Origin of the sequence: Burkholderia alba, assembly GCF_034721475.1 — a bacterium.
Taxonomy (GTDB): Bacteria; Pseudomonadota; Gammaproteobacteria; order Burkholderiales; family Burkholderiaceae; genus Burkholderia; species Burkholderia alba.
On record NZ_JAWJWL010000016.1, the window covers coordinates 76,696 to 89,828 of the forward strand.

A 13,133-nucleotide genomic window follows, 5' to 3' on the forward strand; every position below is an offset into this window, starting at 1 on the left:
GCCGCATCTCCGGCCGTTGCGCTTGCCACCGCTCACCACCGTTCGGCGAACGGGCGGATCACGCAATCGAACGTCCACGCCGACGGAGGCTGATGCGCGAGGTGGAACACCTCGTCCGCGATCGCATCCGGCTGCGCGAAATATTCGTCGCGCGCGTACGGCCAGCCGGCCGGCGGTTCCACCCACGCGGGCCGCGTGCGGCCGTTCTCGCCGAGCCACGGCGCGTCGATCGTCACGTATCCCACATGAACGCGCTTCGGGCCGAGATCGCGGGCGAGCGCTTCGGCGAGGCTGCGCTGCGCGGCCTTGGTCGGCGCGAACAGCGCGTAGTTCGGTTTGCCGCGCAGCGCAGCCGTGTTGCCGGTGACGACGAGCGCGCCGCGGCCCGCCGATCGTGTTGCCGGTGACGACGAGCGCGCCGCGGCCCGCCGATCATGTCGGGCGCGCAGGCGCGGGCGAGGTGCAGCAGCGCGGTGGTGTTGACGCGGAAATTCCGTTCGAGCGCGGCCGGGTCCGCGTCGAGAAACGTCGCGAAGGTTTCCGATACCGCGTTGTGGATCACCACGGACGGGCTGCCGAGATCGCGGCGGACCGCGCGGAGCGTCTCGGCGAGCGCGTCGAGATCGGCGACGTCGCAGGGGAATGCCGTGCTGCCGGCGATCTGCGGTTCGAGCGCGCGCAATCGCGCGGCGTTGCGCGCGGACGGGCGGCACGGCGGATGAAAGGCGGGGCGCCGTCAGGTGCCGTCCGTCGTCCAGCGGCGCGGGGTGTGTGTGACGGTCAGCGCCCACGCCAGCAGCGCGAGCGCGCTGATCGATGCGCCGAGCGCGCATACGCCGCGCCAGCCGTCCCACGCATACGCGAGCGTCGAGCCAAACGAGCCGAGCGCGCAGCCGATCGAATAGAAAATCATGTAGCCGGCCGTGACGCGGCTGTGCACGCCGGGCGGCAGCACGCCGTACAGCATGCTCTGGCTCGCGACGTGGGTCGCCTGCAGACCCAGGTCGAATGCGACGACCCCGATCACGAGCGGCCACAGGCTGTGTCCGATCCAGTGGATCGGTAGCCACGACGCGAGCATCAGCGTCAGGCCGGCACCCGTCACGTACCGCTCGCGGCCGCGATCCGACCAGCCGCCCGCGCGCGCGGCGCCGAGCGCCCCCGCCGCGCCGGCCAGCCCGAACAAGCCGACGGCGGTATGCGAGAGCGAATGCGGCGGCGCGCTGAGCGGCAGCACCATGGGCGTCCACAGCACCATGGCCGCCGCGAACATCAGCAGCGAGATCAACGCGCGGATGCGCAGCACCGGCTCGGTGGCGAACAGCGTGAACACCGACGCGATCAGGCGCGGATACGGCGTCGCGGCGCGCGCGAGATCGGCGGCGGGCAGCGCGCGGTGCAGCAGCAGCGCGACGATCAGCGTGCATCCGGCCGAGACGAAATACACCGCGTGCCAGCCCGCGAGGTCGGACAGCGCGCCGGACACGGTGCGCGCGAGCAGGATGCCGATCACGATCCCGCTCGTGACGATGCCGACCACGTGGCCGCGCTGCGCGGGCGCGGCGAGCGTCGCGCTGTACGCGACCAGCACCTGCGTGACGACCGCGAGCAGGCCGATCGCCGCCATCGCGGCGAACAGCAGCGGTACGTTCGGCGCGATGCCGACGGCCAGCAGCGCGAGCGCCGAACCGACCGATTGCGCGACGATCAGCCGGCGGCGCGGCAGCAGGTCGCCGAGCGGCACGACGAGCAAGAGGCCCACTCCATAGCCCGCCTGCGTGGCCGTCACGACCAGGCCGACGAGGGCGTGATCGATAGCGAATCGCCCGGCGATCTCGTCGAGCAGCGGTTGCGCGAAATAGATGTTGGCGACCGCCAGCCCGCACGCGAGCGCGCACAGCAGCGTGACGGCGCGCGACAGCGGGGCGGTGGGCTGCGCGTCGGCGCGCGCGCCGACGCGGCCGGGGTCGCTCTCGGAAGCTTCGATGTCCAGCGCCGGCCCGGTTTCAATCGACATGCTCGAATCCTTTTTGGTTGCAAAATGAAACTGAATGGATGGTAGGTTATACAGTCTTATTTTGCAACCACGTGAGCGAGCCGCGTGTCGGGAAGGACTCGAACGGAACGATCGACGCGGTGCCGCGCGGGTTCTTCGCGCGAGCCGGGACGGCTGCCCGGACGACACGCGACGCGCGGAGCGGCCTGCCGGCGGCAGGTCCGCGCCGATCGCACTTTTTTCCGTCAGGTTTCGTCTCCCGTCGTTGTCCGCTGTCTGGCGATGGCGGCTTCATCATGGCGTCGGGCGCACGGGAAGGGAATGTCCCGAAGGGGACATCCGCCGGGGCGACAGCACGACAGCACGACAACGTGCCGGCGCGCGACCGGCGGCTAGCGCGGCGGCATATCCAGCGCCGCGACCAGCGCGTCGAACGTCCGCGCGATGTCGGCGTCGCTCGTGCGCCAGTTCGAGAACGCGACGCGCAGGCCCCACACGCCCCGGTACACGGTGCTCGTGACGAACGCGTCGCCCGAATCGCGGACCGCGCGCACGTAGGCCTGCACGCGTGCCTCGTCGGGCTGGCCGGCGAGCGTGAAGCAGACCACGTTCAGGCGGGTCGGCGCGAGCAGGCGCAGGCCGGGCTGCGCGGCGATGCGCTCGCCGAGGGCGCGCGCGAGCCGCACGTTGCGCGCGACGATCTCGGCGTGGCCGTCGCGGCCGTAGGCGGCCAGCGCGAACCACGCGGCGAGCGCGCGCAGCCGGCGTGAATTCTCCGGCGTCAGGTGGACGAAGTCGGGATGGTCGGTCGGCAGCCCCAGGTAAGCCGCGCTGTTCTGGAATACCCGGACCTGCAGGTCGCGGCGGCGCGTGAACTGGACGGCCGCGTCGTAGGGCACGTTGAGCCACTTGTGCAGGTCGATGCAGATCGAGTCGGCGGCGTCGAGCCCGGCGACGAGCGGCGCGTGCTCGGGCACGAGCGCCGCGAACGCGCCGAACGCGGCGTCGACGTGCAGCCAGAACGGATAGCGGGCCTTCAGCGCGACGATGGCCGCGAGGTCGTCGAAATCCACGGTGTTGACGGTGCCCGCGTTCGCGACGACGATCGCGGGCTCGCCGTCCAGCGCGGCAAGCGCGGCTTCGAGCGCGGCGACGTCGATCGCCTCGCGGTCCGGCAACGCGGCGATCCGGCGCACCGCGTTGCGCCCGATGCCGAGTACCGACAGCGCCTTGTACACGCTCGAATGCGCGGTGGCGGACAGCACCGTCACCGGCCCGAGCGCACCCACGCCGTCGTCGGCCACGCTGATCCGCCTGCGTTCGCCGAGCCATTCGCGGCCGATCGCGAGGCCGACCAGGTTCGACATGGTGGCGCCCGTCACGAACACGCCTTGCTGCGCGTCGCCGAGGCCGAACAGCTGGCGCAGCCGCGCGACGGTTTCGCGCTCCAGGTCCGGCGCGCTGCTGTCGATGCCGGCGGTCGGATTCTGGTCGTAGACGCCCGTCAGCCAGTCGCCGGCGAGCGACGCGGGCGTTGCGCCGCCGGTGACGAAGCCGAGATAGCGCGGTCCCGCGCTGCCCGAGAAGCCCGGTGCCCAGCGCGCCGCGAATTCGGCCAGCGCGCCGGCGAGTCCCGCGCCGGCGTCCGGCAGCGGTTCGGGATGCGCGGCGGGCGGCGCGAGCGCGGCGGGGCGGCGGTCGAGCCCCGCGAGCGTGGCGACGGCGTGTGCGCGCACGGTTTCGAGCAGGGCGTCGAGATCGGCGAGATCGGAGGCGAGTATCGGATGCATGGCGAAAACCGGGGAAGAAGGCGCGGATGAAGAAAGCGGACACCCGTGCGCGGAGGGCGGCGCATGGCGGCTTCGTCGGCCCGCGCATTCGGCATGCGCGGATCGGGCGAGCGGACAGCTTAGGGCATCAAGTTGCAATTTGCAACCAATCTGGGCGAAACCGACCGCGGTGCGAGCGGATGGCGTTTCACACCGCTCAGATCAGTTCGAGCTTCGACGTCAGATAGGTCAGCTGGATGCGGTTCGCGACGCCGAAGCGCTTGCGCAGTTTGCGCAGGTGGTAGTCGACGTTGTGCGAGCTGGTGTCGAGCCGGCGGCCGATCTCCTTGTCGGAGGCGCCTTCCGCGATGCCGAGCAGCAGCTCGCGCTCGAACGGCGTCAGCGTATCGGCCGCGCGCTCACGCGACGCGGCCACCAGCAGCGGCGACGCGAAGCGATGTACCGACAAGCCGATCGACAGCGCCTGCTCGATCGTCGCGGGTGCGATCCACTCGCGCGAGCGGCGCGGCGCCGTGAAGCTCATGAACGCATGCAGGCGCGTGCCGGGCACCGCCATCGAATGCATGATGCCGCTGCACAGGCCGTCGTCGCGCATGGTGCGCAGGAAACCTTCGAAGCGCTCGCCGTCGCGGGGCGCGTCGTCTCCCAGATGCTGCAGATCCCAGATCACCGGCGCGCTGGACTGGCGCGTGCAGAGGGTGCGCGGGTCGACGTCGTGATGCCGTTGCGTGACGTAGTCGCCGCGATAGGTGACGGGCGTGAACGCTTCGTGCAGGTAGAGGCTTTCCACGCGGTCGCGCGAAAATTCGAGTGCGAAGTACGCGAAGGTGGAGAAGCCGGTGAGGCGCAGCAGGCTCGTCACGATGCGGTTGCGTTCCGCCGCGCCCTGCGCGTGCGCGAGGGTTTCCGCGACGCCGAGCCTCGGCGCATGGCGGGGCTCGGCGCCGGCCCGCTTCGCGTCGTTGCACCATACGACGTCGATCGGCGGCACGCGCGGCGGCGCGCCGGGCAGCAGGGCGGTGCTCGCGGCGCTCGCCGCGGCTTCGGGATCACGCAATGCAATGTCGGTCATGGAGCAACCTCGAGGCGAAGGTCCGGTGCCGGGCCGAGCCGGGAATCCTGAACGCTCGATGCCGGGCCGCGCGGACGCGCGCCCCGTGACGAGCGAGGGCATTGTACAAAAACAGGGTCTTCCGCGTAATATCCGGTAATACTAACGGCGCGCGCCGAGGGCGGGAAAGCGTGCGTGAAAGACCATTCGAATGACGGGGTTCTGGTACGCAGACGTATGAGAACAGGCTCGACCCCATGACATCCACTGACAGCACACCGAGAATCGAATGGTTCTCGCAGGCCGACATCGCGGCCTGTCTCGTGCCATCCCTTGACGACATCCGCGCCGGCGCGCCGCGGCGCGACGCGGCGCACGGCATTTTTACCGGATGCACCACACCCGCGGGTCAATCCGACAGCATCGCGTTCGATTTTGCCGACGTGCTGTCGCGGCTGCGCCGCGCGGGCTTCGGTACGCTCGGCTACGGCGCGTTCGACATGATCGGACGGCGCGTGCTGAGCGCCTATCTGCTGCGCGAACTGACGCCTGCGTCGTTCACGCGTCCTTACGTCGAAAACCGGCTGTATGAAGCCGATCCGCGTTTCGCCGCGCTGCGGGACAGCGGGTTTCCCGTCGCGTGGCGGCTCGATGCGCTGGAAGCCGACGCACGGCGCGGCGCCGACCGGCGCGCGCTTGCGCTGGCCAGCCTGCTGCGCGTGCATGCGATGCAGAGCGGCGTGATGTTCTGCCTGTCGGCGCCGCGTCTCGACTTGCGTGTCGTCGTGAGCCTCACGTCGGAAGCGCACGATGCCGACTGGATCGACGATCGCGTGATCGGCGGCGCGCTCGCGCTCAGCCTCGGCGTGCATCGCGCGGTGCAGCCGCTGCTCGATGCGCGCATCCGCGGCGCCCGGGCGTTCTCGCTCGCGCAGGAGGAGGAAGACGTGCTGGAGCAACTGGTGCACGGGCTGTCCGATCAGGAAATCGCCCGGGCGATGCGCACGTCGCTGCACAAGGTCGGCGCACAGATCCGCGCGCTCGAAAAAGCGTTCAACGCGCAGAATCGCGCGCAGCTCGCGTATCTCGCGGCGCGGCGCGCGCGCGTGATGGGAACGGTTCCCGCACGGCATGGCGGCGTGGCCTGACCGCCGGCGCCATGCTTCGGCGAAGGGCGGATACGCGCGGCGGTAACGAAACGGTCGTGCGTTTTGTGCCGTCGCGCCGGGGGCTCACGAAAATTTTTCGGCGTAAAAAAATCGGGCTGACAAGCACGATTAATTGACGAATATTTTCTTCGTAATATTTGCGCAGCCAGAGGAGACGGCTTACCCGTTCGGCCGGTCCTCTTTCCCTACTCAAACGGGACATCCTACATGTGTGGAATCAGCGGCTTCTTGAGCCCTGCGGCATTCAATCAGGAGACAGCCCGCGCGAATCTGGCGCGGATGACGGACAGCCTCGCGCATCGCGGTCCCGACGATTCGGGCGCATGGTTCGACGCCGACGCGGGCATCGCGCTCGGCCACCGGCGGCTCTCGATCGTCGACCTGTCGGCGCACGGGCATCAGCCGATGACGTCGGCCTGCGGGCGCTATGTGATGACGTTCAACGGCGAGATCTACAACTTCGTCGAGCTGCGCCGCGAGCTGGAGCACGCGCGCCAGGCGCCCGAATGGCGCGGGCACTCCGACAGCGAGGTGTTGCTGGCCGCGTGCGCCGCGTGGGGGATCGAGCGCGCGCTGGGCAAGGCCGTCGGGATGTTCGCGCTGGCGGTGTGGAATCGCGAGTCGCGCGTGCTGACGCTCGCGCGCGACCGCCTCGGCGAGAAGCCGCTCTACTACGGGCGGATCGGCGGCGTGCTGGTGTTCGGCTCGGAGCTGAAGGCGCTGCGCCGCTTTCCGGGCTTCGACCGCGACGCGATCGACCGCAACGCGCTGTGCCTGTACCTGCGCCAGTCGAGCGTGCCCGCGCCGCACACGATCTATGCGCCGGTGCGCAAGCTTCCGCCGGGCACCTGCGTGCATCTCGAGCACGCGGCGCACGAAGCCGCGCCGCGCCGCTACTGGTCGCTCGAACGCGCGATCGACGACGGGCGCGCCGATCCGTTCGACGGCGACGCGAACGACGCGGTCGCGCAGCTCGACAGGGTGCTGCGCGACGCGATTGCCGGGCAGATGTGCGCGGACGTGCCGCTCGGCGCGTTCCTGTCGGGCGGCGTCGATTCGTCGGTGATCGCCGCGCTGATGCAGACCCAGTCCGCGCAGCCGGTGCAGACCTTCACGGTCGGTTTCCACGAAGCGGGTTACGACGAAGCCGGCTATGCGAAAGCCGTGGCGCGGCATCTCGGCACGCGCCACACCGAGCTGTACGTGACGCCCACGCATGCGCTCGAGATCGTGCCCCGGCTGCCGGAGATCTACGACGAGCCGTTCGCCGACGCCTCGCAGATCCCGACCTTCCTCGTCGCGGAGATGACGCGCCGGCACGTGAAGGTGAGCCTGTCCGGCGACGGCGGCGACGAGCTGTTCGGCGGCTACACGCGCTACTTCCTGACGCCGCGCCTGTGGCAGCGGCTGCGGCGCGTGCCGATGGCGGTGCGCGCGCGGATCGCGGCCGCGCTGCATGCGCTGCGGCCCGATCATGCGGACCAGATCGCCGCGCTCGCGCAGGGCGCGTGGAGCGGGGCGGCGCAGCGCGAGCTGGCGCCGCGCGTCGGCGATCGGCTGCACAAGCTCGCGAACGTGATGACGGCGGACAGCCCGGCCGCGTTGTACCGGCTGCTGATGTCGTCGGTGCACTATCCGGAGCGTCTCGCGCTGGCGGGGCGCGAGCCGCCGACGCTGCTCGACACGCCCGGCGCGTGGCCCGCCGGCCTGTCGTTCGCCGAGCAGGCGATGGCCGTCGATACGCTCACCTATCTGCCGACCGACATCCTGACGAAGGTCGATCGCGCGGCGATGGCGGTGAGCCTCGAAACGCGCATGCCGTTTCTCGATCGCCGCGTGGTGGAATTCGCATGGCGTCTGCCTGCTGCGCTGAGGATTCCGGACGGGCAGAGCAAGTGGCTGCTCAAGAAGCTGCTGTACCGCTACGTGCCGAAGACGATGATCGACCGGCCGAAGCAGGGGTTCTGCGCGCCGGTCGGCGACTGGCTGCGCGGCGAGCTGCGCGACTGGGCGGCGGATCTGCTGGCGCCGGCCCGGCTGCGCCACGAAGGATTCCTCGATGCGGCCAGGGTCGATCGTCTGTGGCGGCAGCACCAGTCGGGCGGGATGAACTGGCAGCATCCGCTCTGGACGGTGCTGATGTTCCAGGCGTGGCTGGCGCAGCAGCGCGACGCGCCGTGACGGCGCGCGGCGGAAGGGTCTGCATCGGCCCGCTGCCCGCCGCGCGTGCCCGACCTAGCCGCGCGATCCCGTTCGCGCGCCGCGTTCCGGATATGCCGCGCGGGCGCGGTGCTGCCTGTGGTGCCGGGTACCGGCCGCCTGACGCGTGGCCGCGTGAGGCCGTCCGTGCCGCCTGCCGGCGGGCTGGCGGCCGGCGGGTCGGCCGGCCGAGCGGGCGATGCCCGCGAGAAGTGCGCGAAACGTAAGCGGGCACATGATGGGACTCCTCGTATCAGGTGAGCGGTGGCCTTCCGCTCACTGCCATTCGGCAACCATTTCCCGGTGCGCGTTGGTGCGCGTCGTGGTGGTGTCGTCGTGATCTTCGGTATGCGTCATCGCCGCGCCGAACAGCACCAGCCGGTAGCCGACCGAGTAGATCGGGATGATGCGCATGTTCTTATCGTTGTCCAGCCCGAGCTTCGAGCGGATCCGCGAGATGTGCGTGTCGAGCGTGCGCGACGACACCCCGAGCTCGCGGCCCCACACCGCTTCCTGAATCGCCAGGCGCGGCACGATCTTGTTCATGTTGTCGAGCAGGAATTCGACGACGTCGAATTCGCGCGGCGTCATGTTGATCGGCTTCTCGTCGATTTCGATGTTGCGCCGGACGAAGTTGATTTTTATGTTGTCGATGTACAGGTATTTGCAGTCCATGATGATCCTCGTCATTCGTGGTTGTTGCGATTGGTACGAGGAACACTCTGCAATTGTCGGGCCAGCCGAGATGTCGGAGGGCGGCGGCGACCGGGTCGCGCGACGGTGTCGCGTAGGCGATTGAATTCAAACGGTTTTTATGAGATAGCGCGGTGCGCGGTAGTCCGCCGTTTGCGTAATATTTAGAAACAAGTTGAAGGTGTGTTACGTAGCAAGGCCGCGGGTGTTACGCGGACGTAACGGGGGGACGTAACGGCACGGCACGGCGTCCGGCGATCCGGATCGGGCGGTCGGATCGGAACGCGCACCGCGCCGGACCGGGCGCGGTGCGCGTGAGGCGCCGCGGGCTAGGCGGACGCGGCGGCGGCGGAGAACGGCAGCGCGTGGATGCGCTTGCCGGTGGCGGCGAAAATCGCGTTCGCCACGGCGGGGCCGATCGGCGCGACGCCCGGCTCGCCGACGCCGGTAGGCGCCTCGCCCGACGGCACGATGTGCACGTCGACTTGCGGCATCTCGGCGAAGCGCAGCACCTGGTAGCCGTCGAAGTTGTTCTGCTCGACCTTGCCGTCCTTCAGCGTGATCGCGCTGTGCAGCGCCGCGCCCAGCCCGAAGCCGATGCCGCCCTCCATCTGCGCGGCGATGATGTCCGGATTGATCGGCGTGCCGCAGTCGACCGCGCAGACCACGCGCTCCACCTTCACGGCGCCGTCCTTGTCGACCGACACCTCGGCCACCTGCGCGACGAACGTCTTGAACGCCTCCGCTACCGCGATGCCGCGTCCGCGGCCCGGCGGCAGCGGCTTGGCCGGATCCCAGCCGGCCTTTTCGGCCGCGAGATCGAGCACCGCGCGCATCCGCGGCTCGTGCTGGAGCAGGTTGCGGCGGAACGCGTACGGATCCTTGCCGGCCGCGTGCGCGGCTTCGTCGATGAACGCCTCGACCGCGAACGCGGTGTGGGAGCTGCCGACGACCCGCCACCACAGCACGGGCACCGGACTGCTCGGCGTCGCGAGTTCGACCGACAGGTTCGGGATCGCATACGGCAGGTTCGCCGCGCCCTCGACCGAGGTCGGGTCGATGCCGTCCTTGACCCGCCCGGCGAACGGCGTGCCGGCCATGATCGACTGCCCGACGATCCGATGCCGCCAGCCGACCAGCTTGCCGTCGGCCGTGAGCCCGGCGTCGAGCTTGTGCACATACATCGGCCGGTACAGGCCGCCGTGAATGTCGTCCTCGCGGGTCCATTGCAGCTTCACCGGCGTGCCGGTCGCGCCGAGCGCCTTCGCGATCGACACCGCCTCGACGATGTAATCGGACCACGCGTTCGCGCGCCGGCCGAAGCTGCCGCCCGCATAGAGGGTGTGGATTTTCACCTGCTGCGGCTCGAGCCCGGCGACGTGCGCGGCGTTGCCCTGGTCGATGGTCTGGAACTGGTCGCCGGCCCAGATCTCGCAACTGTCGGCGGTCAGCTTGACGACGGCGTCGAGCGGCTCCATCGGCGCGTGCGCGAGATAGGGGAACGTGTAGGTCGCGGAGAGCCGGTGCGCGGCGCCCGCCAGCGCGCGCGCTGCGTCGCCGTCCCGGCGCGCGCTGGCGCCGGGCTGCTCCGCGAGCCGCAGGTATTCGCGCAGGAGCGCGTCCGAGCTGCGTTTTTCCGCGTGCGTATCGTCCCATTCGACCTTCAGCGCGTCGCGGCCCTGTTTCGCCGCCCAGAAGCCCGTCGCGACCACCGCGACGCCGCGCGGCACCTGCACCACGGCAACCACGCCCGGCACCGCCTTCGCGGCGGTGGCGTCGAACGAGCGGACCGTCGCGCCGAACAGCGGCGGGCGCTGCAGCAGCGCGACCTGCATGCCGGGAAATGTGACGTCGAGCGTGAATTGCGCGGTGCCGTCGGTTTTCGCGGGCACGTCGACGCGCGGCGGCCGGTGTCCGATCAGACGAAAATCCTGCGGCGCCTTCAGCGCGACCTGGGCCGGCACCGGCAGCGTCGCGGCGGCGGACGCGAGCGAGCCGTAGGTGGCCTGACGCCGGCTGGCCGCGTGGTGCACGCTGCCGTCGCGGGTGGTCAGCTCGGCGGGATTCACCCGCCATTGCGCGGCCGCGGCCGAGACCAGCATGGCCCGCGCTTTCGCGCCGGCCTCGCGCAACTGCAGCCACGAATTGGCCATCGCGGAACTGCCGCCGGTGCCCTGGATCGTGCCGAACTGCAGGTTCGCGTAGCGCTTCGCGTCGGCGGGCGCGCTTTCGACGCGCACGTTCCGCCAGTCCGCGTCCAGTTCCTCGGCGACGATCGTCGCGATGCCGGTGTACGCGCCCTGGCCCATCTCGACGTGCTTCGCGATCACGGTGACGCTGTTGTCGGGCGCGACGCGCAGGAACGCGTTGGGCGCGAACGCGGCGTCGGGCAGGGTCGCGGCGAGCGCGCGGCGGCCCGCGCCGGACCATTCGAAGCCGATCGTGAGACCGACGGCCGCGACGGCGCCGGCGGCTTTCAGGAAGGTTCGGCGCGACGGACGCAGCGCGTCCGGGAGATCGAATTCGGCGGTCATGATCAGGCCTTCAAGGTGGCGGCGGCTTCGTGGATCGCCGCGCGGATGCGGGTATAGGTCGCGCAGCGGCAGAGGTTGCCGTTCATCGCGGCGTCGATGTCGGCATCGGACGGCGCGGCGTTTTGTTCGAGCAGCGCGGTGGCCGACATGATCTGGCCGGACTGGCAGTAGCCGCACTGCGGCACCTGCAGTTTCACCCACGCGGCCTGTACGGCTTTCGCGGGCTTGCTGTCGATGCCTTCGATCGTGGTGATGCGCTTGCCGGCGACGGCGGCGAGCGGCAGCACGCACGAGCGGACCGCCTGGCCCTCGAGGTGGACCGTGCAGGCGCCGCACTGCGCCATGCCGCAGCCGAATTTGGTGCCGTGCAGCGCGGCGCCCTCGCGGATCGCCCAGAGCAGCGGCATGGTGGGGTCGGCATCCAGCGTGAGCGGCTTGCCGTTCAGCACGAACGAGGTGGTCATGAGTGGGCTCCGTGGGGGAGAGTTTCGGACTGGGCGCCGGTGATAGCGGGCAGTGTGCGCGAGCGTCCGCGTCCGCGCATACACAATCCTGCAAAAATATTGAACAATGCTGCAAATTGGGTGGCGCGCGCGCGGGGGTCGGTCGGGCGTTCTGTATGCTCGCCGGGGTCAAGGGGGTCTCATCGATGGAACAGGCACTTTCCGTAATCGAAGCGGTGTCGCGTCGCGAGTCGGCTCGCCGCGAGCTTGCCGCGCTGATCAGCCGTTTCGTGCCGGTGGACGGCGGCTACCAGACGGCGATTCCCGCGCTGTCGTTTCACCGCTACTCGGCGCCGGTCGATTTCGGCTGCAGCGTGTCGCGCGCCGCGTTCGTATTCGCCGCGCAGGGCGCCAAGCAGGTGACGGTCGCGGGGCAGTCGTACTGCTACGACCATCTGCATTCGCTCGTCACGTCGGTCGATCTGCCGATGTTTTCGCGGGTGACGGAGGCGTCGGCCGACGCGCCGTATCTATGCCTGAAGCTGGCGCTCGATCCGCGCCGCATCGTCGAGCTGGTCGCGGAGATGCGGCTGCCCGATCCGGACGAGGTGCCGGCGGGCGAGGGAATCGCGAGCGGGGCGCTGTCGATGCCGCTGTTCGACGCGGCGCTGCGGCTCGTGCGCTTGCTCGATACTCCGGCGGATATTCCAATCCTCGCGCCGCTCGTCGAGAAGGAGCTGCTGTACCGGCTGATGACGAGCGAGCAGGGCGCGCGGCTGCGGCACATGGCCGTGACGGGCAGCCAGTCGTACCGGATCGCGCGCGCGATCGAATGGATCCGCGATCACTACACCGAGCCGCTGCGAGTCGATACGCTCGCGCACGCCGTCAACATGAGCGTGTCGTCGCTGCATCATCATTTCAAGAACTTCACCACCCTCAGCCCGCTGCAGTATCAGAAGCAGTTGCGCCTGCACGAGGCGCGCGGATTGCTGCTCAGACAAAGCGGGGACGTCGGGTCGATCGCATTGAGGGTCGGGTATGACAGCCCCTCGCAGTTCAGCCGCGAGTACAGCCGGCTGTTCGGCGCGCCGCCGCTGCGGGATGCCGTGCAGCTGAGGCGGCAGGAGCTGTTCGTGAGCGGCGGGGAGTAGCGGGAGTCGCGGGATGAGGGAAGTCACGGCCGGCCGCACGCGGGAGGTGCGCGTCGTGCCGTTTCGCTACCGTGACGCGCGTCGTTTCGCTGCGGCCGACGACG

At 69.9% G+C, this 13,133-nt stretch carries 11 protein-coding genes; 3 read left to right on the forward strand and 8 right to left on the reverse strand.

Annotated features, from left to right (window positions below):
• Positions 1–32: 32 nt before the first annotated feature.
• The 5 genes from RZR99_RS19095 to RZR99_RS19115 all read right to left on the reverse strand — a co-directional run bounded on the left by RZR99_RS19095 (position 33) and on the right by RZR99_RS19115 (position 4,858).
• Positions 33–236, reverse strand: a complete 204-nt coding sequence (locus RZR99_RS19095; RefSeq protein WP_323121332.1) for a Rossmann-fold NAD(P)-binding domain-containing protein — start codon at positions 234–236, stop codon at positions 33–35.
• Positions 233–682: an SDR family NAD(P)-dependent oxidoreductase gene (locus tag RZR99_RS19100; protein ID WP_323121333.1), complete on the reverse strand. Its 450-nt coding sequence runs from the start codon at positions 680–682 to the stop codon at positions 233–235. Before RZR99_RS19100 ends, RZR99_RS19095 begins: the two co-directional genes overlap by 4 nt.
• Before the next feature lie 54 nt (positions 683–736).
• On the reverse strand, positions 737–2,017 hold the full coding sequence (locus RZR99_RS19105) for an MFS transporter (RefSeq protein ID WP_323121334.1): 1,281 nt from the start codon (positions 2,015–2,017) through the stop codon (positions 737–739).
• A gap of 371 nt (positions 2,018–2,388) precedes the next feature.
• Positions 2,389–3,786, reverse strand: coding sequence for a pyridoxal phosphate-dependent decarboxylase family protein (locus RZR99_RS19110; RefSeq protein ID WP_323121335.1), 1,398 nt, complete (start codon positions 3,784–3,786; stop codon positions 2,389–2,391).
• 196 nt (positions 3,787–3,982) lie between these two features.
• Positions 3,983–4,858, reverse strand: coding sequence for a helix-turn-helix transcriptional regulator (locus RZR99_RS19115; protein WP_323121336.1), 876 nt, complete (start codon positions 4,856–4,858; stop codon positions 3,983–3,985).
• Between the two features lie 236 nt (positions 4,859–5,094).
• Here RZR99_RS19115 and RZR99_RS19120 point away from each other — a divergent pair, with 236 nt between their 5' ends.
• Together RZR99_RS19120 and asnB are read left to right on the forward strand one after the other, a co-directional pair.
• Positions 5,095–5,985 (forward strand): autoinducer binding domain-containing protein, encoded by an 891-nt coding sequence (locus RZR99_RS19120; RefSeq protein WP_323121337.1) that lies wholly within the window; start codon positions 5,095–5,097, stop codon positions 5,983–5,985.
• 228 nt (positions 5,986–6,213) lie between these two features.
• Entirely contained in the window at positions 6,214–8,187 is a 1,974-nt protein-coding gene (gene asnB, locus RZR99_RS19125; RefSeq protein WP_323121338.1) for an asparagine synthase (glutamine-hydrolyzing), read from the forward strand.
• 294 nt (positions 8,188–8,481) lie between these two features.
• On the opposite strand, the gene RZR99_RS19130 is transcribed toward asnB, so the two are convergent.
• The 3 genes from RZR99_RS19130 to RZR99_RS19140 form a co-directional block, all read right to left on the reverse strand.
• Positions 8,482–8,880 (reverse strand): winged helix-turn-helix domain-containing protein, encoded by a 399-nt coding sequence (locus RZR99_RS19130; protein WP_323121339.1) that lies wholly within the window; start codon positions 8,878–8,880, stop codon positions 8,482–8,484.
• A gap of 347 nt (positions 8,881–9,227) precedes the next feature.
• The gene (locus tag RZR99_RS19135) at positions 9,228–11,432 is read right to left on the reverse strand and encodes a xanthine dehydrogenase family protein molybdopterin-binding subunit (protein ID WP_323121340.1); all 2,205 of its coding nucleotides are present in this window, start codon (positions 11,430–11,432) and stop codon (positions 9,228–9,230) included.
• A gap of 2 nt (positions 11,433–11,434) precedes the next feature.
• A complete protein-coding gene (locus RZR99_RS19140) occupies positions 11,435–11,896 on the reverse strand; it encodes a (2Fe-2S)-binding protein (protein ID WP_323121341.1) in 462 nt (153 codons plus the stop codon).
• Between the two features lie 185 nt (positions 11,897–12,081).
• Between RZR99_RS19140 and RZR99_RS19145 the strand changes: the two genes are divergently transcribed.
• Positions 12,082–13,029 (forward strand): AraC family transcriptional regulator, encoded by a 948-nt coding sequence (locus tag RZR99_RS19145; RefSeq protein WP_323121342.1) that lies wholly within the window; start codon positions 12,082–12,084, stop codon positions 13,027–13,029.
• Positions 13,030–13,133: the final 104 nt, after the last annotated feature.

Coding starts and splice junctions, on each gene's coding strand:
- RZR99_RS19115 (WP_323121336.1), bottom strand. CDS start 4,858: ATGACCGACATTGCATTGCGTGATCCCGAAGCCGCGGCGAGCGCCGCG.
- RZR99_RS19105 (WP_323121334.1), bottom strand. CDS start 2,017: ATGTCGATTGAAACCGGGCCGGCGCTGGACATCGAAGCTTCCGAGAGC.
- asnB (WP_323121338.1), top strand. CDS start 6,214: ATGTGTGGAATCAGCGGCTTCTTGAGCCCTGCGGCATTCAATCAGGAG.
- RZR99_RS19140 (WP_323121341.1), bottom strand. CDS start 11,896: ATGACCACCTCGTTCGTGCTGAACGGCAAGCCGCTCACGCTGGATGCC.
- RZR99_RS19135 (WP_323121340.1), bottom strand. CDS start 11,432: ATGACCGCCGAATTCGATCTCCCGGACGCGCTGCGTCCGTCGCGCCGA.
- RZR99_RS19145 (WP_323121342.1), top strand. CDS start 12,082: ATGGAACAGGCACTTTCCGTAATCGAAGCGGTGTCGCGTCGCGAGTCG.
- RZR99_RS19130 (WP_323121339.1), bottom strand. CDS start 8,880: ATGGACTGCAAATACCTGTACATCGACAACATAAAAATCAACTTCGTC.
- RZR99_RS19120 (WP_323121337.1), top strand. CDS start 5,095: ATGACATCCACTGACAGCACACCGAGAATCGAATGGTTCTCGCAGGCC.
- RZR99_RS19110 (WP_323121335.1), bottom strand. CDS start 3,786: ATGCATCCGATACTCGCCTCCGATCTCGCCGATCTCGACGCCCTGCTC.